22 protein-coding genes and 1 pseudogene are annotated in these 21,577 nt (G+C 35.5%); 4 read left to right on the top strand and 19 right to left on the bottom strand.

The annotated features are described in order from the left end of the window. Positions 1–117: 117 nt before the first annotated feature. Positions 118–1,599, bottom strand: a complete 1,482-nt coding sequence (locus ACQKMF_RS23850) for a PLP-dependent aminotransferase family protein (RefSeq protein ID WP_427575270.1) — start codon at positions 1,597–1,599, stop codon at positions 118–120. A 148-nt stretch (positions 1,600–1,747) separates the two neighbouring features. Between ACQKMF_RS23850 and ACQKMF_RS23845 the strand changes: the two genes are divergently transcribed. Next, complete coding sequence (locus ACQKMF_RS23845; RefSeq protein ID WP_402940448.1) at positions 1,748–2,527, top strand: PhzF family phenazine biosynthesis protein; 780 nt, start codon at positions 1,748–1,750, stop codon at positions 2,525–2,527. Positions 2,528–3,143: 616 nt separating this feature from the next. Further along, entirely contained in the window at positions 3,144–4,100 is a 957-nt protein-coding gene (locus ACQKMF_RS23840) for a patatin-like phospholipase family protein (protein ID WP_402940445.1), read from the top strand. 206 nt (positions 4,101–4,306) lie between these two features. Here the strand turns inward: ACQKMF_RS23840 and ACQKMF_RS23835 are convergent, their stop codons facing one another. The 16 genes and pseudogenes from ACQKMF_RS23835 to ACQKMF_RS23760 all read right to left on the bottom strand — a co-directional run bounded on the left by ACQKMF_RS23835 (position 4,307) and on the right by ACQKMF_RS23760 (position 17,485). Next, complete coding sequence (locus tag ACQKMF_RS23835) at positions 4,307–4,621, bottom strand: DMT family transporter (protein WP_101225815.1); 315 nt, start codon at positions 4,619–4,621, stop codon at positions 4,307–4,309. Beyond that, complete coding sequence (locus ACQKMF_RS23830; protein WP_402940441.1) at positions 4,622–4,963, bottom strand: DMT family transporter; 342 nt, start codon at positions 4,961–4,963, stop codon at positions 4,622–4,624. Positions 4,964–5,923: 960 nt separating this feature from the next. Then, complete coding sequence (locus ACQKMF_RS23825) at positions 5,924–6,364, bottom strand: hypothetical protein (RefSeq protein ID WP_402940438.1); 441 nt, start codon at positions 6,362–6,364, stop codon at positions 5,924–5,926. Positions 6,365–6,653: 289 nt separating this feature from the next. Further along, positions 6,654–7,223 (bottom strand): dihydrofolate reductase family protein, encoded by a 570-nt coding sequence (locus ACQKMF_RS23820; protein WP_402940435.1) that lies wholly within the window; start codon positions 7,221–7,223, stop codon positions 6,654–6,656. A 157-nt stretch (positions 7,224–7,380) separates the two neighbouring features. Next, on the bottom strand, positions 7,381–7,587 hold the full coding sequence (locus tag ACQKMF_RS23815; RefSeq protein WP_101225813.1) for a DUF6366 family protein: 207 nt from the start codon (positions 7,585–7,587) through the stop codon (positions 7,381–7,383). A 209-nt stretch (positions 7,588–7,796) separates the two neighbouring features. Then, complete coding sequence (locus ACQKMF_RS23810; protein ID WP_402940430.1) at positions 7,797–8,198, bottom strand: DUF6157 family protein; 402 nt, start codon at positions 8,196–8,198, stop codon at positions 7,797–7,799. A 182-nt stretch (positions 8,199–8,380) separates the two neighbouring features. Next, positions 8,381–8,875: a hypothetical protein gene (locus tag ACQKMF_RS23805; RefSeq protein ID WP_402940427.1), complete on the bottom strand. Its 495-nt coding sequence runs from the start codon at positions 8,873–8,875 to the stop codon at positions 8,381–8,383. Positions 8,876–9,094: 219 nt separating this feature from the next. Beyond that, positions 9,095–9,658 (bottom strand): MOSC domain-containing protein, encoded by a 564-nt coding sequence (locus tag ACQKMF_RS23800; RefSeq protein ID WP_101225810.1) that lies wholly within the window; start codon positions 9,656–9,658, stop codon positions 9,095–9,097. Positions 9,659–9,913: 255 nt separating this feature from the next. Then, entirely contained in the window at positions 9,914–10,687 is a 774-nt protein-coding gene (locus ACQKMF_RS23795; protein WP_427575265.1) for a hypothetical protein, read from the bottom strand. A 36-nt stretch (positions 10,688–10,723) separates the two neighbouring features. Beyond that, on the bottom strand, positions 10,724–11,185 hold the full coding sequence (locus tag ACQKMF_RS23790) for a flavodoxin (RefSeq protein WP_402940417.1): 462 nt from the start codon (positions 11,183–11,185) through the stop codon (positions 10,724–10,726). Positions 11,186–11,357: 172 nt separating this feature from the next. After that, positions 11,358–11,777, bottom strand: coding sequence for a hypothetical protein (locus ACQKMF_RS23785; protein WP_402940414.1), 420 nt, complete (start codon positions 11,775–11,777; stop codon positions 11,358–11,360). 721 nt (positions 11,778–12,498) lie between these two features. Continuing rightward, positions 12,499–13,257 (bottom strand): annotated as a pseudogene (locus tag ACQKMF_RS23780) (carbon-nitrogen hydrolase family protein). Between the two features lie 175 nt (positions 13,258–13,432). After that, positions 13,433–13,897, bottom strand: coding sequence for a hypothetical protein (locus ACQKMF_RS23775; protein ID WP_427575263.1), 465 nt, complete (start codon positions 13,895–13,897; stop codon positions 13,433–13,435). A 285-nt stretch (positions 13,898–14,182) separates the two neighbouring features. Next, positions 14,183–14,665 (bottom strand): DinB family protein, encoded by a 483-nt coding sequence (locus ACQKMF_RS23770; RefSeq protein WP_427575261.1) that lies wholly within the window; start codon positions 14,663–14,665, stop codon positions 14,183–14,185. A 289-nt stretch (positions 14,666–14,954) separates the two neighbouring features. After that, positions 14,955–17,129 (bottom strand): transglycosylase domain-containing protein, encoded by a 2,175-nt coding sequence (locus ACQKMF_RS23765; RefSeq protein ID WP_427575259.1) that lies wholly within the window; start codon positions 17,127–17,129, stop codon positions 14,955–14,957. 116 nt (positions 17,130–17,245) lie between these two features. Next, positions 17,246–17,485 (bottom strand): hypothetical protein, encoded by a 240-nt coding sequence (locus ACQKMF_RS23760; protein WP_101225802.1) that lies wholly within the window; start codon positions 17,483–17,485, stop codon positions 17,246–17,248. 678 nt (positions 17,486–18,163) lie between these two features. On the opposite strand from ACQKMF_RS23760, the gene ACQKMF_RS23755 reads away from it, so the two are divergent. Both ACQKMF_RS23755 and ACQKMF_RS23750 read left to right on the top strand, forming a co-directional pair. Further along, the gene (locus tag ACQKMF_RS23755; RefSeq protein ID WP_402940403.1) at positions 18,164–18,475 is read left to right on the top strand and encodes a hypothetical protein; all 312 of its coding nucleotides are present in this window, start codon (positions 18,164–18,166) and stop codon (positions 18,473–18,475) included. A 357-nt stretch (positions 18,476–18,832) separates the two neighbouring features. Then, complete coding sequence (locus ACQKMF_RS23750) at positions 18,833–19,282, top strand: DUF1569 domain-containing protein (RefSeq protein ID WP_427575256.1); 450 nt, start codon at positions 18,833–18,835, stop codon at positions 19,280–19,282. Between the two features lie 409 nt (positions 19,283–19,691). Here the strand turns inward: ACQKMF_RS23750 and ACQKMF_RS23745 are convergent, their stop codons facing one another. Together ACQKMF_RS23745 and ACQKMF_RS23740 are read right to left on the bottom strand one after the other, a co-directional pair. Continuing rightward, positions 19,692–20,690: an NADP-dependent oxidoreductase gene (locus tag ACQKMF_RS23745; RefSeq protein ID WP_427575254.1), complete on the bottom strand. Its 999-nt coding sequence runs from the start codon at positions 20,688–20,690 to the stop codon at positions 19,692–19,694. Positions 20,691–20,728: 38 nt separating this feature from the next. After that, positions 20,729–21,061, bottom strand: coding sequence for an ArsR/SmtB family transcription factor (locus ACQKMF_RS23740; protein ID WP_253510472.1), 333 nt, complete (start codon positions 21,059–21,061; stop codon positions 20,729–20,731). Between the last annotated feature and the right edge of the window lie 516 nt (positions 21,062–21,577).

Below are 21,577 nucleotides of genomic sequence, written 5' to 3'. Positions count from 1 at the left end.
CCCTGATCTCCTTATGTAAGCAGGAAAACGGGGTCTTTATATAATTTCTATGAGATGAACCGAAAAAATTTACAACCATCAAACTTTATTCTGAAAGTATTTTTATTGCAGCCTTCCTTACATAATGGGGGATTGTCTAAATAGTTGATTTGAAGATAAAAATTTTCTTGTGATATTGCAAAATTTTAAAATTCCATTTTCTAATTCACTATCCGATAAATAAGAAAAGTTTAACCTTAAATGATGGTTTTCGGGTTCTCCAGCGAAACAGGCTGAACCAGGAAGAAAGTAAATATTCTCTTTTTGACATTCGATTAATAAATGGTTCGTGTTCCACTCTGATGGAATGGATACCCATATATTTAATCCACCTGTTGGTTCTATCCATTGAACTTCATTCGGCATATGGGAATTGAAGAGCTCTATAACTTTATCCCTTCTTAATTTCAAAGCAAATCTCAGCTTTTCCATATGGTCCTCCATCCTTTTCGAATGAAAAAATGGGAGAATTGCCTTTTGTGTTAATAATGGACTACCAAGGTCCGTATTCACTTTAGATGCCACTAAACGATTAAACAGAGTGCCATTTGCGGCCAGCAGTCCTATCCGGCAACCAGGAACCAATGTCTTGCTTAGCCCCTTTAAATAAATGACGAAACCATTTGTATCAAGACTTTTTATAGGTGATGGAGGTTTCTTGTCAAAAAATATCTCACTCCAGGGTTCGTCTTCTACAATGATTATTTGATGTTCTTGGGCAAATATTAATAATTGCTCCCTTCTTTTTCGACTTAAAACCCTTCCAGTTGGATTCTGAAAGTTAGGGATGGTATATATCATTTTGGGTTTATATATTTCGCAAACTCTTTGTAACAGGTCCATTCTCATTCCTTCTTTATCTAATGGAACAGGAATAATAGTAGCCCCACGAGCACGAAATGTATCAATTGCATTAGGATAAGTGGGTGCTTCTGTAACCACCACATCTCCTGGTCCTATAAAAGTTTTCGCCACCAAATCTATTCCTTGTTGAGTGCCATTAGTTACCAATATATCTTTATGGTCAATATTTAAATCTTGTTTGCGAAGATACTCGCTCATAGCTTTTCTAAGTTCCTCATCCCCTTGAGCAGGTCCATAACTTGATAAAATACTGGGATTCTTTTCTAAATTTGAATGGATTTCTTTCTCCAGATAATGATTCGGAAGTAAGGATGGACAAATCGCTGCAACAGAAAACTGAATACAGTTTTCAAATGAACCATAATGTGTACCAAATTGAGTCCGGGGAAGATAATCTAAAACGGATAATTGCCACTCGAAATTGTTCTTTTTATTATTATCTTTATCTTCTGATGTAATATTAGCTTTAACAAATGTCCCCTTCCCTTGTATCCGTTCAATTAACTCATTTTTTTCTAACAATGCATACACTCTTACAACCGTAAGTACACTTACCCCTAATTGTTTTGCTAACGCTCTAACGGAAGGCAAACGTTCATCTTCCGATAACCCCCCTGACCTTATTCTATCCGCTATATTCTCATAAATTTGTTGATTAATCGGGATATTGGAGTTCCTGTTTATTTCAATCTTCATAATAAAGCCTCCATCAGCACTGTGTTGAAAGTTAAGTGTTATATGATCAAGTTGACTGTTATACATATATACCCATTAATATAAGGATATTCAAGTATAACACCTGAACATTTTACGTACAATTTGATTAATCTAGGAGGAAAAAATTATGAAGTATTATGTGGTTGATGCATTTGCAGAAAAAGTCTTTGAAGGAAATCCTGCTGGGGTTTGTGTTATGAATGAATGGATTTCTGATGATATTATGCAAAAGGTTGCTATCGAAAATAACCTTTCTGAAACGGCATTTGCAGTAAAAGGTGCGGAAAACTATAAACTTAGATGGTTTACGCCTGGAGGAGAAATCAACCTTTGTGGTCACGCAACTTTAGCAACTGCTTTTATCATTATGAACTATGTTGAAAAGCAATTGAAAACCATTCAATTCGACACGATGAGTGGGGTACTTACAGTAAATAGAAAAGATGATTTGTATGAACTTGATTTCCCAACTGTCCCTTCAAAGGAGATACCTATTACTGAACAAATGATTGATGCTTTGGGAACCACACCGATAGAAGCATATCTAAATAGAGATTTGTTATTTGTAGTAGAGTCAGAAGAAGCAGTGAAAAATCTAAGTCCTGACTTTTCAAAACTAGAACAGTTGCCAGAGGGTCTTGGAGTTATTGTTTCTGCCAAAGGAAATGATTATGATTTTGTTTCAAGAGCATTTTTCCCAAAGTTAAAGGTAAATGAGGACCCAGTATGCGGTTCTGCACACTGCGGTTTAGTGCCCTTGTGGGCAGAGAAACTAAAGAAACGTGAAATGGTAGCAAGACAGTTATCCAATAGAGGCGGTACACTTTTTTGTAAGCACGAGGACACACGGGTAAAGATGGCTGGAAAAGCAACACTCTACTTAATAGGGGATATAAATATAGGGTAATGACTATGGAAGATATGAAATATAGTCAAACCAACGTACTAACCAAACAAATAATAATAGCTTGGCGTTTTTTTCCAAGCTATTATTTCAGCTGCAAATCGACACAGTTATTTAACAGAGCCTTGTAAAGTTATTTCTTATTCAACTCTACTGCTTCGTTTGTTGAATAAGAAAAAGAGATGCCGAAGCACCGTGTGCATTTATGACAGTAATAACAGAGCAAAAAGACAATTAATTAATTTAATTGTTCACAATCCTGTTGTTGGAAAAAGCGATCTCCATCTTAAAGGATCGCAAGATATTTCATCAATAACCTTTTGTGTATAAGGTTGCAAAATAGCCTGTTTGAGGACGCTATGGCTTTTTTATTTTCTTTCAAGTTTTTTTGGTTGTACTTTCTGACTTTCTCATCACCCATTACAAACAAAGTACGTGCATAATTCCTGTTCGGCTTGCCCGTACTGCCACTCAAACGTAGTCTCCTCTATCCTCGTCGTAGTTTTTTTTTATACTCGATGAAGTCTTTTCTTGGATGTTTAGCTACATAATCCTGCCCCTGAAAAATAAACATATACTGAATGATACTTGTGACCTGATTAGAAGGGAGAAATCAGCTTTGACAAAATATCGGATCATGTCCTTTGATGGAGGCGGCACCTTAGGTGCTTTAAGTTTACAACTTTTGAACAGACTGGCTCAGCAAAACCCAAAATTAATTAGTCGAACCAATGTTTTTTCGGGAAATTCAATCGGTTCATTCACTGCCCTTGCGTTAGCAAGTGGAAGATCGCCGAAGGAGACACTTCAGTTTTTTAAGGATAAAATCCTGCCGGCTTTCAGCGTTTCCCGACCAGGTGGACCTGTTTTCAACCAACAATTGCCATATTCTGGTTTCATTAAAGCGGTACAAACATTTTTTCCATCAGATCTTCTCCTCAAAAACTTAAAAAGACGAATTGTTGTCCCTGCATTTCATTTATTCTCACCGGAGCTGAATCGTTGGACTCCTGTGTTATTCCACAACTTTCCTGGATCTCCCTATTTAAATGAGAAAGCGAGTGATGTAATACTACGGAGCAGTGGTGCTCCCGCGACGCAACGAGCCTATCAAAACTACGTGGATGGGTATACAGTAGCAACTAACCCCAGTACAGCCAGTATCGCGTTTGCAGTGGGGAAAGCCAAACAGCCGTTGGATCAAATTGCGGTATTATCCATTGGAACAGGTGAAGAGCCGACTCGATTAAGAAGAGATACGAAGGGGTGGGGGATGGTAAGTGCAGATAACATACGTCCCGAAAATATGAAGAACCTTCCCCCAAATTGGGGAGTTCTTTTGGACCGATCGCCCAATGAACCCTTACTGCCATTTCTACAGATTGTCGCTAGTGGATCCGGTTACTATGAATCCATAGTCAGTTCTCAGCTTCTAGGAAATCGTTTTTTTCGGTTAAATCCACGGATCCCTAATTTCTCCAAAACGGACCCTTCTGTGGTTCCAGCTGTCATTTCAATTGCTAACAAAACAAATTTACAACCCGCAGTTCAATTTATAGAGAAAAACTGGAATTAATATAATGATCCCATAAGTCTGCTTGAATTTTAGTTTTTATTTCAAGCATTTGGATTTTTCATATAAAAACAGCCAGAACCTGGCTGTTTTTATTTATCAGTTCTTCTTCAACTATCCTGCCCCGTTAATTGCATAAGGAAAAAGCTGTCTTAAAGACAGCTCCGATCATAAGCTAAAGCACCCGTTAGTTCAATAACGTATATTATTTATGATGTCAATTTCAACCCCACTACCGCTACTAAAATTGCCCCTATAAATAAAATTCGTTTCCAATCTTTTGATTCTCCATAAAACAACATTCCAATAATTACTCCTCCCACAGTTCCAATCCCTGTCCATACCGCATAGGAGATTCCCATAGGGAGAGTTTTCATAGCCAGACTTAGAAAACCAAAACTAATTATAAATCCCATAAACAATACTATATACGACTGTAAGTTTTTATCTTTAACAACTTTATTCATACCCGTAACCCCAACTACTTCAAAAGTTCCAGCCAAGATAAGATATAACCAAGCCATTTATACTGCACCTTCTTTCTTGCTTGATTCAGTTGTGACAAGTTTTAATCCTACTACACCAGACAGAAGCAGGAGAATAAACAATATTTTTGTCCAACTGAAAGGTTCTCCAAAAACCACCATTTCCACCAAGACTGTTCCCGCTGTTCCTATTCCTGTAAAGACAGCATAGACAGTAGCAACGGGTAGTTTTTTTGTAGCTTTCATCAATACAACAAAGGATACATATATAAGAAAAAATGTACCGGCCCAAGTAATCAAATTATTTGAATACTTCAACCCCATTGCCCACATTACCTCAATAATACCGGCAATAATAACATATGCCCAATTTCGATTCATAAAATTCCCTCCAAGATCATTAATCATTAGAAAGTCCACGCCAATGCAAATACCAAGCAATAATACCGGCAATGATAACATATGCCCAATTTCGTTTCATAAAATCCCCTCCAAGACCATTAATCATTAGAAAGTCCACGCCAATATCCATTTTGTGCGAAATACTTTAAGGCAACTTCTTTAATTCGCTCTGCAGTCAATTTCCCAGCCTTCCGACCGTTCGTTAGTTAAATTTAGCATTAACTTTTTCTCTAGTCAATTTTTATTTATTTTTCTTAATAAAATTCAACAATTGTTATTCAACTAACCTGCTCCTTTAGTTTCATAAGAAAAGAGCTGCCTTAAAGACGCTCCGATTTTCAGCTAACGCACCCGTTAATAACATATGAAAAAGGTTACCTCAGCAACCTTGAGTCGTTTCAAGATGTAGAAATCCTTTTCACAGCTTGTTCTACATAGAACTCTAAATACCCACATTTAGAACAAACATAAGAAGATACTTGCTGTAAATCGGACTATCCGTGAAAAGACCTCTTGGTTTTTTGTTTATCAGAAATTCTCCTTGAAATCCGGAAATATAGGCTCTCGTAAGTTCGTTGCCGCATTTACTAAAAGTTTCAATTACCACCACCCATAATCGTTTCCTACCCGCCACTCTCTTTTAAACGATTCCTAAATTAATAAAGCTTCAATCCTTGTTCAACTAACCTGCCCCATAAGTTCATTAACAAAATATCAAACTTTAGTTCATGTCTACACAAACACCATTTAGCTCGACACCCTTTGTAGCGTTTGTAACGTACTAGTCATGTCAGTAAACTTCACTTCTTTTCCGTAAAAGGCAGTGGTAAAGCTCAATCTTCGTAAAAAATTATACAAAATTACTTAGAATTAATTTATTTCAGAAACTTTTCATATAAAAAAAGCTACCCATCAAGTGTGGGTAGCAAGTAATACAAGTTATTTGAAAACAATCTGTAGTTTTCCAGATACTTTACCAGAAGAGTATCCATCTTTCACATCAACATAAAATTTACCTATTTTCATATCTGTGAATAATGACTTTCCACCTGCTAAACTATGATAGCCTGTGCACTTTCCAGTACTAGCATTGCAGAGACGAGACCATATGTTACTATAATTAGTCAATAACTTACTTCCAGAAGAGGTCTTTAAATAGATTGGGGAAACCAGTTCTACCTCTAAGTCACTACCTTTGTTAGGATTTCCAATTTCACCATCCCATTTTCCATCTTCTGTTTGAAAAGAATACTGAGGAACACTTGCTTGAGCAGCAGAAGTACCAAATACGATTCCACTTACCAGAACTAACACAAAGGTACTTAAGATTAAAAATAAGCTTTTTATGTTATTTCCTCCTCCAATCTTTATCCCTTTCATAATATCAGAATAAACTGACTATTAAAATGATTAAAAATGACTATAGTTTCTTAAATTCAATCATCTTTTGTTGCGTCATCTTCATCAACCTTGCTTAATTAAAGTTCATCTATAATTTCGGTTTCTTCTTATTTATATAGGTTATTTAATTAAATCATGCTCACAATATTAAAAAGCCTAATTTCTGAGCATTAAGAAATTAAGCTTTTTCATTGCACCATTAAAGCGCCCGATTGTTGAAGGGAAATGACAACAATAACTATCGCATATTTACGAATGAACACTATAATTAATTTTCATTCAAATGATATATTAGTTGCACAACGCCAGAGGAGAACGTTCTTGTATTAACCAATTTTAGATTCAACCTCTGCTTTATATCAATAAACAAAGGTTTTCCTTTTCCCAAAATAACAGGATGAACAGATAATCTAAATTCATCAACAAGCCCTAAATTGATAAATGTTGTAATAAGACTTGCTCCGCCATATAGCCAGATGTCTTTACCAGGTTTATTCTTTAATTTATTTACTTCTTCAACAATATTATCATTTATATAGATCGCTTTATTATCAGTCCCTTTTTGCGTTCTGGAAAACACGTATTTTTCTTTACTATGAACCATTTCCCAAAGTTCTTTTTCAGTATCGGCATCTTCAATTCCTGGAGTGAATTGTCCCCATAAATCATAGCTTTTTCTTCCATATAAAATAGTATCAATTTGATTTAAGAAATTAATAAACCCCATCTCAGGGTCCATGATGCACCAATCAACTTCCCCATTTTCCCCTTCTATAAAACCATCTAAAGTAACTGCTAAATCTAAAATCATTCTTCTTGGTCTTACGTTAATTGACATAATTCTTCCTCCCTTAATCATTTAAATATTGTTGATCACGCCAAGTTTTTTTATATTTTCATTATTTCTGAAAGGTACTTATGTTACTAATAAGAAAAGGAGATGCTGATCAGCTCGTGATATGAAGTAAGTAGTTGAAGAAGGTTAAGTAACATCTTTAAAAAAACAGTTTATATAAAACATATCCAACTATTAAAACAACAATTAATATCCCCATTCCTTTCCAACCTAAACCACCAACTAAGTCTGCTAAATTGCCATTTCCATTAAATCCATCTTTTAATGTACCTATTGGATTTTTTTTAAGTTCTTCTTGTCTTAATCTCTCTCTTTTCTCTTCAGGCGTTTCATTGTGATTATTCAGACTAAGCACCCCCTATGAATAGGTTCTGTTGGAAATATTCTGTTATTCTATACCTTCTTACGCTAAACTCCCATCACAATTATCTCCCCATATGTAATGTTCAGCATTTTGTTTACTTTTTTTCATCATTTCTATATATCCCCCCTTGTATTTATAATACAATCTCTTACGCATTCTAACCTGCCCCGTATATAAAAGTAATTTTGTATTTATTTTCTTTTAGAACGCATACCTTTAAGTTTTGTAATGTCAGCTTGCTTAAGCAATTGGTTATACATTTTACTGTTAACATCATATATGGCAATTTTCCCTTGATTATCATAATGAATTCCCCAACCATAATTTTTCACCAAAGGAGAAGCTCTGAAGCATGCCTTGGGTTTTGAAAAGAACTGTTCTCGAAGTTCAGCTGTATTTTCCTCTTCTATTTGACTCTTGATTAAAAAAGTTTTAAATTGGACGTCTTCTTGTGTAAATTTATATGGGTTATTGTTAATTAAATCATGTTCAATATAAGCAATTGTGGGTTTTTCGTTTTTTATGACAGGTACCTTTGCTGAAGTAACTTTTGAATCCTCTGAAATGGTAATAAGTGTGTTCTTATAACTCATATAATAACCTCCTTATTCAGCAGTTTGCTTATCTATATACCATATCATTCCATTGCTTGCTTCCGCTATCCCGCTCCTTTAGTGCCATAAGAAAAAGGCTGCCTCAGCAACCTTCCTTCAAACAAATTTATATCAGAACCAAGTTTAATTTACCTTTTAAATCCACCTTCAAAAAGCACCCGTTAGTTTTTAAGTTTACTCAGGTCAAATCTTGCTATTTCTTGATTATCAATTGTCACAACTAAAAAAGCATCAAATGCATACTCTTTAAGTTTAGCTAATTTTTCTTTTGAAGGTACCCGCAGTGGAACTTGGGAATTTTCTTCGCTTACACCTAAATCGTAGTTAAGAGTATACTCACCCTTTTGATCAGGATTAAGAACCGGTAAAAATGAATGACCGAACCCTACACCACTCCCGTTATAATCTTCAGGATCATAAATATTGAAGCCTATTACGTCTTCCGACACGGCTTTTAATTTGTCTTTGGGCTCAATCTTAAGTTCAATTCCTTTATCAACTTCTTCAATATCTGCTGTTTTATTACCTGTATTTTTAATGGTGAATTCGTAAAATAAAGCTGTCGGGATCAGCTCATCTCCCTTTCTTTCCCCTTCAGTTATCACAATTGCACCGAGCAAATCCTTATCTTTAACAATATCAACTTTCGCATCCACTAGTTCCAGAGAAGGATTTGATGAACAAGCTGATAAAAAGAATAAAACAAAAAATAGGCTTATAAAAACAAAGCATCTCCTCAAGTAATCACCTCTAATTTTAGATTACCATAATTTACCTATATTTCAAACGAATTTCTTTTAAATGCATATGAAAAAGGCTGCCTCAGCAACCCCCTAATTGTTTTAAAGAAAATAAAAACAGTTCTATTGAAAACACTATACCCTCTCAAGTGGTGTATGAGGTAACGGTGGTAATTGAATTCTAACCAGGTCCCCGGGGTGAACCACACCACTTTCCAAAACTATGCTCATGATTCCTGCTTTACGTATCAAGTTCCCATGCAGATCCCGGTCCAAAACAGCGTTCATAAGTCCTGATTTAAATTGATCAATCTGGGCACATGGATTTCGTAGGCCTGTTACTTTAATAACTGCTGTTTCCCCAATAAATAGTAACGAATCCTTCGGTAATTCAAGCAGATCGATACCTTTTGTGGTAATATTTTCACCCATTTGTCCAGTTGAAACATTAAACCTGTCTTTCAATTCATCTAATAATTCTGAGTGGATTAGGTGCACTTGCCGCAGGTTAGGTTGATTTGGGTTCTGCGCTACACGTGAACGATGCTTAACAGTTTTACCCGAATGGGCATCTCCTTCAACGCCCAAACCCTTCAACAGTTTTATACTATTGCAATTTTCCTTGCTGAATGTGTGTTTATCACTTTTACTTACAGCTATTACTACTCCGCTAGCCGAGCCGATATTTTCGTCATTCATTTTCTTTCAACTCCCCAATACTTATATTTGATATCTTTATTCAACTATCCTGCCTAGAAAGAGCCAAAAAGAAAAAGGCTGCCTCAGCAACCTCCCTTAGTAAGCACAATTAGAATCTTATTGGCACCAATCTTGTAATCCATCCTTATACACACCTTTTATATACTAAGAGTAAGTATTGGAACAACCTTGATCTGTATGTATACTTTTGTCCATAACCTGATATAATCCGAGGTTTTCTGAACATATATAAAATTATTGAAAATTAGCCATTTCTTGGTTTTTATTATTACCGTCATAACACCTTTTTTGATAAGAGCAGCTTTTGCAAACCAGTAAAGAATTTGTTTTCAAATACTTTTTTGGTTCTTGTAAAAGATTCTTGATTATGTTGAGGTATTCCAATCCATCCGAAACATCATTCATGGTTGGAATATAAGTTTCTATTTTGCCTTCCATAAGCGAGAAAATCTCTATTCTTGCCGGTAATTGACCAAATGCCCTTTCACAAAACACAGAAATCATATTAGTAAATAATAAGTTCATTTCTTCGTGTGTATCAACTACATATTTTTTTATGATGTATGAGCCGCTGGACCATTCTGCTACTTCAAAAGTCAAGGAGAGTTCGGTCCCCAACTCCTCAATATTGATGTTAAACTTTTCATATAAAAATAAAGGTGGATTTTGAATTTTTTTGGAAGTTAAAAATTGGAGTAAATGGTCAGTTATATTAGCAAGAGCCATATAATAATGACTCCTTGACTCGAACTGACGTACATCAATGGCACTCCAATGATCATCTATTAACTCCATAACTTTCTTAGATGTCTGACATATTGGAGGCAGTTTATAATAGCGGCTTACAACTTGATTAACCACAGCTTGAACCATTTTCCTCCAATCCAATCGAGTTGTGATTTTTCCTTCTATATGATGAAAGTAAAATTGATAAGGACATCTTATAAAATCTTGTAAATGGTAATCAGTTAAAGTAGCAATGGAAATCCGATGTTCCTTACCCATCATTCCCCTCACCTCTCTTTCCTCATAAAATAGCTAATTCTATATTGAAGAGACAAGACTATTCTTTATAAAATCCCTCCCGAAATTTCGGCAGTTTTTGATATCCTCATCATCTGGGTTTAATTCTACTTTTAACCCTTCCAGGACGATATCAGCACCCTGTTCCCTTAATTTTTCGGTCAAAATATCTACGGCTGCACCATATTGTGAGTACGATGAATCGCAGGATCCAAACACCGCAGCTTTCTTGCCAGTTAAATCAATATGATCCATTTCCTCATAAAAGTCTAAAAAATCATCCGGTAATTCTCCGTCTCCCCACGTATATGCACCTAATAAGATACCATCGTACTCTCCAAGTATGGAGGCTTCAGGACCTTCCATTATATCTATCCTTTCGATATTCACATCACTGATTTCTGTGATTCCTTCTATAATGATATCCGCCATTTCTTCTGTATTTCCACTCATACTGGCAAAAATCATAATGATTTTAGACATGATAAGTTCCCCTTCCAACACTGATGATTATTAGTAAAAATTCAAACTACTCAGCAGCATTATCACCTTTAATTAAACTTTGGTGAAATTGAATTTCCAGACCTATTAGCAAAAAAGATAGGTATCGTTGTTTTTAAAATATAAAAGTCAATTACATCTTTATTGAATATGTTCATAAAATTGTCGTGTTTTCCCAAAAAGCATGTAAATCTCCAGTGTTGATTTTATTCTTTATTTTCTGTATGTTACTCAGTTCATCGGCAAATGAAAGAAACGACTGCCTATCATGTGCATCGAGGGCTTCGTTTATTTTAAAGCTTAAATGGTTAATTTTTAGATTCAAATCCAAAATGGAGCAAATGCTTCCCTTGAAATACAGTTCCTCAATATCTTCCACATGCATAAAAAACTGAAACTCGTTATTGATATCTATTAAAAAGTGCCATCCTAAGCAATCAACATACTTCCGCTCGTTTGTAATTGTCCAAACATCACCTTGAAGGAACTCAATCATATGTTGGTGCTTTTGCCCAGGACAGCAGCAGCTTACTTGATGCTGAAATTGTTCCAATATTATAAATTTTTTATCCACAGATTTTCCTCCTCCACCCATATTCAATATTTATTGAATTTTATTTGTTATCGCTAACTTAGTCAGTTGACTGTTTTTTGTCAGACTTACCTTTCTATTCTTTTAAGGTTGAACTATTTTCATTTTTCTTCCTGATCCAAAACTGTTTACTCAATATGTTGACGCCTTTTAATATTTATTGACAGGGAATAGGAATTTGCAAGGTATTAATTGAAAATGATTATCAATATCAAATATTACTTTATATAATAATGATAATGATTATCAATGTCAATCGGTTTTTAGCCATCTAGATTATATAATCGTTCCGTCAGTAAAAGCATCTTACTGAAATATTCTGGTAAGCTCGTAATTTGTCCAATATGAATATTGGACAATCATAGTCCTAAAGTTTTTTTTCCGAAGTTATTAACACTAGCTTGGTTCATTTAAGCCCCTCATTTGTTTCACTCAAATTTCTCATGTTAATTATCTGGATACATGTGAAACTATTCAAAAGATATAAAATCCATAATATTATATCGAATTTTATCAATTACCCTCATGCAAATAAGGAGGTGATTAGATTGATTCCAGTAGCCTGTACTATATTCTGAAGATAATTTCGGCAATAAAAATTGCCCCTATAATTACATAAAGAAAAGCTGCCTTAAAGGCAGCTTCGATCTTTAGCTAAGCACCCTTTAATTCAACAAGAGTGTAGTATATTAGTATGTACTCATTATATGTAATCGATATCGAAATGAGGGGATATTAATTCCATGATTTGTAAATCCCATTCAAAAGTAAGGATGGCTGATTGTTTTGATTTATGTGTCAAAAGGCGTACTCCATTTTTTATGATCATGCTTTCTGCATCCCAAAAACGGACAGTTTCGTCTTCTCCAGTACGATTACAGACAAATACGGGCAGTCCTGTTTCTAATGACCTTTGTTCCCATTCTCCCTCTGGACCGTGTAATCCGGGACCCCAGGAAGACGGTGCAATTAATATTTCTGCTCCCTTTTCAAAAAAGCTGTAAGCAATATCTTTGGGATAGGCGTCTGCACAAATCATAATACCAACCTCAACATTGTCTGTTTTTATTGTCTCTATTACATCCCCTGATGCTGACTAATCATCAATAACACTTATTTTTCTCTGTTTGCCTAATAAATGACCTTGTTTATCTATGACAAACACAGAATTATACAACTCTCCGTTACTGCCTTTTTCAGGGCAACCCAAAAATACAGTGCTTTTCAAACTCTTTAGTTTACGGCTCAAATTACCCATCCAAGCATCAGGTTGCCGGTTAATCCATCCAGTCCCAATCTTATGATTGAATTGAAGTCCGCTAACACATAGTTCGGGTGTTATAATCCATTCGGCATTATTATTTGATGCTATATGAATGGCTTGTTCAATTAGTTTTTGGTTATACTCCACATCACCAGCGATAGGCAATAGGTGTAATAAAGCTATTTTTATTTTTCCCATAGTGAACTCCCAAACATCAACTTATATTAATGGCTACGCTTGTAATAATTGTAGCATAGACATTGATTTGCTTGTTCAACTTATATGCCCCGTTAGTTCCATTAGAAAAAGGCTGCGGTAGCAACCTCTGCATTACAGTAAAGCACCTATTAGTTGAATAGTTTTTTTAAACCAATCATATTCCACAATGGTACAAATAAAATTCACCTTTAGCCAAAGCTTCTGACATTAAAATCATTTTTTCAAATTTTGTAATTACTTCATCCCGGTTGAAGACTGATTTTTTATAGTCCCCCTCCTGATTGTCAGCTTCGCCGTAAACGAATTTTCCAGTGAGTTCAAATTTATCAGGTGCATTTTTAATAAGACTCTTCCATGACGAAAAAATACTTATTAAAGTTTCAGAAGAGTGATTATCAAAAAGGGTTTCTCCATGATAGTTAATACCCCTGCCACTTGGAGTTCCTTGCAATGATGGGTTTTTACTTGGAATCCATTCCAATGAGTCCATAATATATTGAATCAAATCATCATGTATAACAATACTATCGATTACACTGCTATTTCTTTCTCTGTACATCCAAAAATCCTTTATGCCAGTTGTCTTAGAAATAAGATAAAACTCATGATCCAAGCTCATGTTTGCCTCCTTAAAATAGGTTTGGTTAGGTCTTATAATAGCCCTTCTTATTGAACTAACCTGCCCTTTAGTTGCATAAAGAAAAAACTGCCTTAAAGACAGTTCCGAACTTCAGCTAACGCACCCGTTAGTTTAAGTGTACTTATTCACAAACTTAGTTGGCTTTGCATAAATAAACCGATTCGTTCATTACAGGAATGCTGCCCCTTTAGTTGATGAAGAAAAAAGGATTGCCGCAGCAATCCATTCTAGCGAAAAGTTCCAATTAGCAGCTAAGTCAACTTCTCATGCATTCGCCTTCCAACTGTTTTGCAGTTTCCTTATATAAATAATTTGACCGATATGATATGCATTATGGGTAGTTGCATTTCCAAGAATTTGCCACCACTTAACTTTTTCAGGAAAACCTATAACATCACTTTCTATTTTTTCATTAGTTAATAACCCTTCCCACTTTAAAAGGACTTCTAATAAGATTTTTTTCAAATCGTTAAAGCACATATATTCAGTACTTAAAAAGCTCCGATTATTATCTCCGATTGAAGATACAGCGTCTACGTTGGATTTTTCGTACCTGGTTTGCCAAGTTTGATTCCAATAAATCAGATGTTGTGCAATTTCAGCTATACTGTTACTATCTTTGCTTGGCTTCCATAAAGCCTGTTCTTCCGTCAAATTTTCAACTGATTCTGAAAATGGTTTGTACCAACTAGGGTCATTAGCATTCGCTAAGAACTGGTCAGAAATAATATCTTTTACGTTGGTCATTCTATTCACTCCTCAATTCTAATTAGAATATGGATCCCTAAATTAAGTACAACAGCCATCCTCCCTGATGTTAAAATGATTTTCCTACTCATTTAGTTTCGAGATAACCACCACAAAAACCTTTTACTTGTTCAACTAACCTGCCCCTTTAGTTCCATAAGAAAAAGCTGCCTTAAAGACAGCTCAGATCTTCAGCTAACGCACCCTATAGTTTAAGTAGAAACCTTCACATTCTCTTATGTGTATCATAAAAAAGGATGGAACCAATGCGATCCCATCCTAAAAATCTTCATTGTTCGTGTTTCTTTTCCTCTTGTTGTTTATGCTTCTCTTCCTTTTGTTTGTGTTTCTTTTCCTCTTGTTGTTTATGCTTCTCTTCCTCTTGTTGGTATTTCTTTTCCTCTTGTTGTGTATGTTTTTTATCCTCTTTATTTCCACCAATATAAAATGGTTTATCTTTATTATTTTTTGTAACTGGTGGACCTTCTTCAGGATTTGCACCTTTAATGAACAGTTCATTATTCACCTGGTATACATCACTAGGCTGCTGGAAGCTACTTTGGTCTGTTCCAAACGCTTCCAGCATGACCTTAAACATTTGGTGCGAGATTTTAGTTGTATTTCCATCCATATAATTACCTGGACCATTTTTAGTATATCCAGTCCAAACCGCCATAGTGTATTGCGGTGTATAACCAGCGAACCAACTATCATTTACCGAACCGGATGGATATCCATATTGTGCTCTGGTTTTACTGTCAAAATTAGTTGTGCCAGTTTTTCCAGCCACATCTAGTCCAAGGACATTTGCTGTTTTTCCTGTACCAGATTTTACGACTGTCCGTAACATATCCGTCACCAAATAAGCTGTGTAATCATGCATAGCTCGTTTTGGCTTTGGAGTTAAATTAACTACTCTGCCATCAGGATAGACAACTTTACGAACAAAATGTGGTGTATTGTATTCACCGTTATTTCCAAAAGCACTATATGCCCCTGCCAACTCTAATGGATTAACCGTATTACTTCCAATCGCATATGATTCGTACACCTTATTATTACTAAAAGTAATACCCAGATTTTCTGCAAAGTTTTGTGCTTTATCCATCCCTACTTCTTGAAGGGTAAGGAGTGCTGGAATATTGTATGACCATTGAAGTGCTGTTCTAATAGACAACATTCCGTGATATTGATGATCCCAGTTAGAAATAGATTGACCATTTGAGTAGGTTATCTCATGATCATTAATTTGGTGTGCTGTAGACCATTTTGAATTTTCAATAGCCGGACCATAATCAAAGACTGGCTTGAAAGTAGATCCTGGTTGACGTTTAATATCAACCGCAAAGTTGTTGCCTCGGAAGGAAGCTTTATATTGGTTTCGACCGCTTCCAATAGCTCGAACTTCTCCTGTTTTTGTATCTAAAAATACGAAGGCTCCTTGAAAATTGTCATTTGGATAAGAAATAATCGTATCGGTGTTCATTATTTTGTCCGCAAAGGTCTGAGCTTTTGGATCTAGCGTCGTATAAATAGATAATCCATCCGAATTGATATCTACATTTTTCAGCTTTCTTTCAACTTCTTTTACAACAGCGTCCAAAAACGCCTCGTACGGCATTCCTTGTTGTTTCGTTTTTGGAACAAGTCCTGCTGTAACTGGAACCTTCTTTGCATCCTCCAATTGCTGTTTCGTAATATACCCTTGTTTATACATAGCTTCTAAAACAATATTACGACGATTTGTTGCAGCTTTCACATGTTCGGGTTCAGTGGGATCGTAATAACTTGGACTCTGTGGGAGCCCCGCCAGCATAGCGGCCTCCGGAAGCGTTAATTTATTTAGATGATCGGCATCGATTCCGTAGTAATTTTTGGCGGCAGCTGCTACACCATATGCCCCGTCTCCAAGGTAGATCTTATTTAAATACATCATTAAGATTTGATGTTTGGAATACTTTTGCTCAAGCTGATAGGCCAAGCTCCATTCCTGTACCTTTCGCTTTATTGTTTTCTGAGGTGACAAAAAGGAGTTTTTAATGACCTGCTGTGTAATCGTACTTCCGCCTTGAGATCCGAAATCCCCTTTTAGGTTCTTGAAGATTGCTCTCGAAGTTCCTTTTATATCAATGCCATTGTGTTCATAAAAATGTGCATCCTCCGTGGCAATGAAAGCATGTTCCAACATTTTTGGAACTTGAGAATATTTAATTTTTGTCCGCTTTTCTTTACCATATTCGTAAATGAAATTCCCGTTTTTATCGTATAATTTGGTAGAAAGCGGGTCGACTAGTTTTGAAGCATCTATTTCAGGTGCATCCTTAATCATTGCTGCAACCGTAACTGCCCCTATTCCAATTGAAACAACACCTAATAATAAACACCAAAGTAAAACTTTTTTCAAGAAAGACCTTCTTTTAGGGGGTGTTTTACCTTTTTTTTGATCTTGTTTTGTTTTTTCCACTTGTTTTCGTTCCTGACGAGAACGATACGTTTCTGACATTAATCTTCTCTCCCATATTCAAGTTACTCAATAAAATTGAAGAAAACTATGCAAATAACCTTTTATTTACTCACTAGTCATTGATGATCAGTATGGTATTTAAAACAATGCATTTCATTCAAAACCTGTATATAACGTATTAAGGAAGAATTTATCCTATACTCTCCTTGGTCGGTTTTCGCAATAAAGTAATTACTTCGTACTATCTTATCTAATACATCTTTTAGAACGTCTTCCTTCTTTACATCTGGCCCTTTTATTATTTTTTCTCGTTTAATATCATTATCCAAGGTATAACAAACAATAAATTTCTTCAAATTAGATCCCCCTTTCGAGAACAACTTCTGATTGTCTTAAGTAGGGAAACACGTCTACTTATTTGAAGCGAATAGTCTTAAAATTTATACTGAATAAGAATGCAATTATCGACCAGCTTTGTCTTTCAAAGACGTTATACATGAAGCAAATACCCATGTTGATAAATGCTGGATAGCGTTCCTACTATTTTTGAAAAATACCTTTGTGTACCATCTAAAATTTTTCATGAATACCATAGATACAGCCTAAAAAGATATATATCAAAGCGTGTATAGAAAATTTCATTTTTTTAAGTCCATTACACAGTCCATTTATATTAATTCGAATTGAACCTTAGTATTAAGGGGGCAAAATATTTAATCCTCGATTCCCCCCTCTATATAAAGACCAAATCTGCACCTTAGTCAATAAAAAAGCCACCATTTATGGCAGCTGGATCTTCGACTTTTGTTCCCGTTTAACCAAAGCATCCAATCTTTCTCCTCCTAAAAGGCTGTAATTCACATCATTTTATCAGAAAACAATCATTTAGCCTTTAGGTAGAATATGGACATTCTTCTTCAACAAACCTGCCCCTTTAGTATAGTAACTAAACTGTAAACGGATTGTTACGCTAATAGCATTGTTGGAGGAGACTTCAATATATATAATTAAGACTCGTTAAGGAGTGATGAAAGATGATAAGCGTAACAGTAGATAAGTTAAAATTTAAGAAACAATTATCGGTTATTGAACAAATCACACTGAAAGATTTTCTATATACCTGGGTAGGTAGCTCAAGCAAGGGATTGGATGATTTTTTTCACCTTGAGTACACAGTAGATGTATTTGCCAAAATGGAAAAAACGACGAATGAAACCGATTTGTTGATTTCTGATGATGATTATTTCAGATACATAACATTGACGGAAGATAATCAAATTGTGATAGGTGTTTTAGATATGAATTCAGAATTAAAACATAGAATCATTTCACCAGATGAGATTTGAAAAATACAAAAAGAGGCAGCGTGGTACACTGTCTCTTTTTTTCGTTTAATATATGCCTTATGCCACGATACTGAATTAACCTGCCCCGATAGTTGCATAAAGAATAAGGCTGCCGAAGCAACCCAAGTTAATGAACTAACGCACCCGTTAGTTTAAGTACATTATTTCACAAACTTGTCTTTTCTTATTTCTTTTATTATAGGAATGCTGCCTCTTCATATTAGCCCAACCACAGGACTTCAATCCCTCCTGGAACAGTCCCCCTTTGGCTTAGAAGGATAAAATAATGTTGACGTTGAATATACATTAAATAATCAATTACTTTTTTAAATCAACAAAATTAGAGGAGTTATTCTAATGAATAATATTTTTGAGGTCTTGTTTACAGAAGAAATTTTAAAACGTATCGACAACTTAAGCGCAAATTCAAAACCATCATGGGGAAAAATGGATGTCGCACAAATGTTAGCTCATTGCTCATCCTTCCAAGACATTGCTATGGGCTATTCTATGCCTCCAAGAGGTTGGTTAGGGCTATTAGTAGGTCGGTTTGCAAAAACCATGTTTTATAATGACAAGCCCCTACCACATAATATGTCTACTATTCCAAGCATTTTAATAACCGATAAAAAAGATTTTGAAATAGAAAGAGAAAGATTGAAAGAAAAAATTACAACCTTCCAAAAGAATGGACCAGGGGCTTGTACAAGTCACCCACATCCTTTTTTCGGAAAACTTTCTTCCGAGCAATGGGGACATGGAATTTATAAGCATCTTGACCATCATTTAAAACAGTTTCGGGTTTAGTTACGGGAATTTAATTATGGACGAAAATCCTTAGATCAACGATCCGGTAAAATTGGATTGGATAATAAGATTTGAGCTTCAACCATTACTGTTTTCTTATTGAACTAATCTGTCCCAATAGTTCATTAAGAGGTAGCGTCAGGAAAGTATTTACAACGTTAAGGAAACCACAATACATAAAGGCTAGATTCCCGGTGTTATAAGTGTGAATTTAGGCTTTGCTTACTTCATTGAAGCGCCTGTTCGTTGAGATCATTTGTGGATGGTCGAAAAGTTACCTTTACCCTTTATTTAACATCCATACAAAAGACTCCATCCTGAAAAAAGATTGATTAAAAGGGAGTGACTTTATAGAGTTATTAAAAAGAAAAAAAGGAAAGTTGGGAAATTTTTTTACTTCGTTTGAGAACTATCTGATTTTTAATATTATTTTCCCTTTCGCCCTTCCTGACTCCGCATATTCCATCGCCTTTTGAGCATCTTCAAAAGGAAAAACTCTATCAATTATAGGTTTGATTTTACCAGTCTCAATAAAGTTTGCGATTATACGTAATTGCTCTCCACTCGGCTTCATAAACAAAAACGTATATTGAACATTATGCTTTTTTTCAAGCGCAGTAAGTTTATTACTTGCTGCTGAAAACAACAACGTTTTAAAAAATCCGGAACCATATTCTTTACCAAAACGAGCATTCGGTAATCCCGAAACGGAAACAATTTTCCCTCCGCTTTTTATCACTTCAAATGATTTTTCAAGTATCTCGCCCCCAAGTGTATCAAATACAGCATCATAATTTTTCAGTATCTCTTCAAATTTTTCTGTCTTGTAATTGATAATTTCATCTGCACCAAGAGATTTTACTAAATTCGTACCAGCTTCACTGGCAGTCGTTGCAACAGTGCCACCCATTAATTTGGCCAGTTGAATAGCAAAGGTACCGACACCACCAGCCCCAGCTTGAATTAAAATCTTTTGTCCCTTTTGTAATTGCAAAATGTCAGTTAGGGCTTGATAGGCGGTTAACCCAACCAGTGGGATCGATGCTGCTTCTTCAAAGCTTAAATTTTTAGGTTTTAAAGCGATGTCATCTTCATGAATGGCGATATATTCAGCAAAAGTACCGATTTTACTCTTACGTGGACGTGCATATATTTCATCACCAACTTTAAAACGAGTCACTTTTGCGCCAACCTTTGCAACGACACCAGAAAAGTCATTTCCTAAGATAAGAGGCATTTTATATTTAACTAACAATTTCACTTTCCCATCACGTATCTTAAAATCAACAGGATTAATACTAGCTGCATGAATTTCTGCGAGTACCTCATATTCACCAATTTCAGGTGTGGACATTTCTACCAAACGCATTGGAACTTTCCCATACCTATCAATAACCATTGCTCTCATACCTATACCTCCAACTAATGTATGTTTATATTCCATCATTAAAAATTCTGCATGAACTGATCAATATCCAACACAAGCGTTTTTAATAAACCTAATTCTGTACGTACATTAATATAATAAAAGTTTTTGGTCCCTTCTTTACGCATTAAAATAACACCGGCATCTCGTAAAACCTTAAGATGATGGGACACAGCAGGTCGAGAAAGATGTGTTTGTTTAGTGATTTCACCCACACGTAATCCTGTTTGACAATCCGTCCCCATTAGAACTAACAAGATCGATTGACGTGTTTCATCACCAATTGCCAATAGTACTTTTTGACAATTAATAAAATCCTCTTTGATAATATTTAATTGGTCCTGTTTATTCATCCAGTAAAATACCTCCAGTAATCAGTTTAATCGTTTAATTTAATGAACCATTGAACCTAACAGAAGAATATACTATTGTTCTGTTAGGTGCAATATTGAGAAAGCAAATCGAGACGAATACATCTTAGAGGGGAAGTATCGTTAATTTTTAATGTTTGAAAATAACCTCCCCCTTTAGTTCATAAGGATTTTGCACTTCATTTTCCGAATGGATGATAATGGGAATTATCGCACATTCAAATCGTTGGTACTAAAGGTTTGAATAGGGAAAGGTCGATGAAGATACGTAACCAAAAGATGCGCAGCCGATCCGGGATCAACAGCAGTTAAAAGATATGAAATGGGCGCTTCAGCGCCATTGTTCGGAACGTGATTACATCCTGTTTGTTATAGGCTGCGAGACCAGTCTGCGGGTCGGGGACCTACTCGAGATCACCACGAAGCAGATCCTGGACCTTAAAAGCAAACAAAGCAAGATTCTCCGGGGCAAGGAAGGCAAAACGCAAAAAATCCGCG

Origin of the sequence: Peribacillus sp. NPDC101480 (assembly GCF_050277335.1) — a bacterium.
GTDB lineage: Bacteria > Bacillota > Bacilli > Bacillales > DSM-1321 > Peribacillus.
This window is presented reverse-complemented; position numbering and strand designations above follow the sequence as displayed.

Bases quoted from the DNA above. Each gene is read 5' to 3' on its own strand.
- ACQKMF_RS23750 (WP_427575256.1), top strand. From the start codon at position 18,833: ATGAATAATATTTTTGAGGTCTTGTTTACAGAAGAAATTTTAAAACGT.
- ACQKMF_RS23740 (WP_253510472.1), bottom strand. From the start codon at position 21,061: ATGAATAAACAGGACCAATTAAATATTATCAAAGAGGATTTTATTAAT.
- ACQKMF_RS23800 (WP_101225810.1), bottom strand. From the start codon at position 9,658: ATGAATGACGAAAATATCGGCTCGGCTAGCGGAGTAGTAATAGCTGTA.
- ACQKMF_RS23810 (WP_402940430.1), bottom strand. From the start codon at position 8,198: ATGAGTTATAAGAACACACTTATTACCATTTCAGAGGATTCAAAAGTT.
- ACQKMF_RS23835 (WP_101225815.1), bottom strand. From the start codon at position 4,621: ATGGCTTGGTTATATCTTATCTTGGCTGGAACTTTTGAAGTAGTTGGG.
- ACQKMF_RS23775 (WP_427575263.1), bottom strand. From the start codon at position 13,897: ATGAGCTTGGATCATGAGTTTTATCTTATTTCTAAGACAACTGGCATA.
- ACQKMF_RS23755 (WP_402940403.1), top strand. From the start codon at position 18,164: ATGATAAGCGTAACAGTAGATAAGTTAAAATTTAAGAAACAATTATCG.
- ACQKMF_RS23845 (WP_402940448.1), top strand. From the start codon at position 1,748: ATGAAGTATTATGTGGTTGATGCATTTGCAGAAAAAGTCTTTGAAGGA.
- ACQKMF_RS23820 (WP_402940435.1), bottom strand. From the start codon at position 7,223: ATGTCAATTAACGTAAGACCAAGAAGAATGATTTTAGATTTAGCAGTT.
- ACQKMF_RS23745 (WP_427575254.1), bottom strand. From the start codon at position 20,690: ATGAGAGCAATGGTTATTGATAGGTATGGGAAAGTTCCAATGCGTTTG.
- ACQKMF_RS23795 (WP_427575265.1), bottom strand. From the start codon at position 10,687: ATGATGGGTAAGGAACATCGGATTTCCATTGCTACTTTAACTGATTAC.
- ACQKMF_RS23825 (WP_402940438.1), bottom strand. From the start codon at position 6,364: ATGAAAGGGATAAAGATTGGAGGAGGAAATAACATAAAAAGCTTATTT.
- ACQKMF_RS23830 (WP_402940441.1), bottom strand. From the start codon at position 4,963: ATGAATCGAAATTGGGCATATGTTATTATTGCCGGTATTATTGAGGTA.
- ACQKMF_RS23850 (WP_427575270.1), bottom strand. From the start codon at position 1,599: ATGAAGATTGAAATAAACAGGAACTCCAATATCCCGATTAATCAACAA.
- ACQKMF_RS23770 (WP_427575261.1), bottom strand. From the start codon at position 14,665: ATGACCAACGTAAAAGATATTATTTCTGACCAGTTCTTAGCGAATGCT.
- ACQKMF_RS23790 (WP_402940417.1), bottom strand. From the start codon at position 11,185: ATGTCTAAAATCATTATGATTTTTGCCAGTATGAGTGGAAATACAGAA.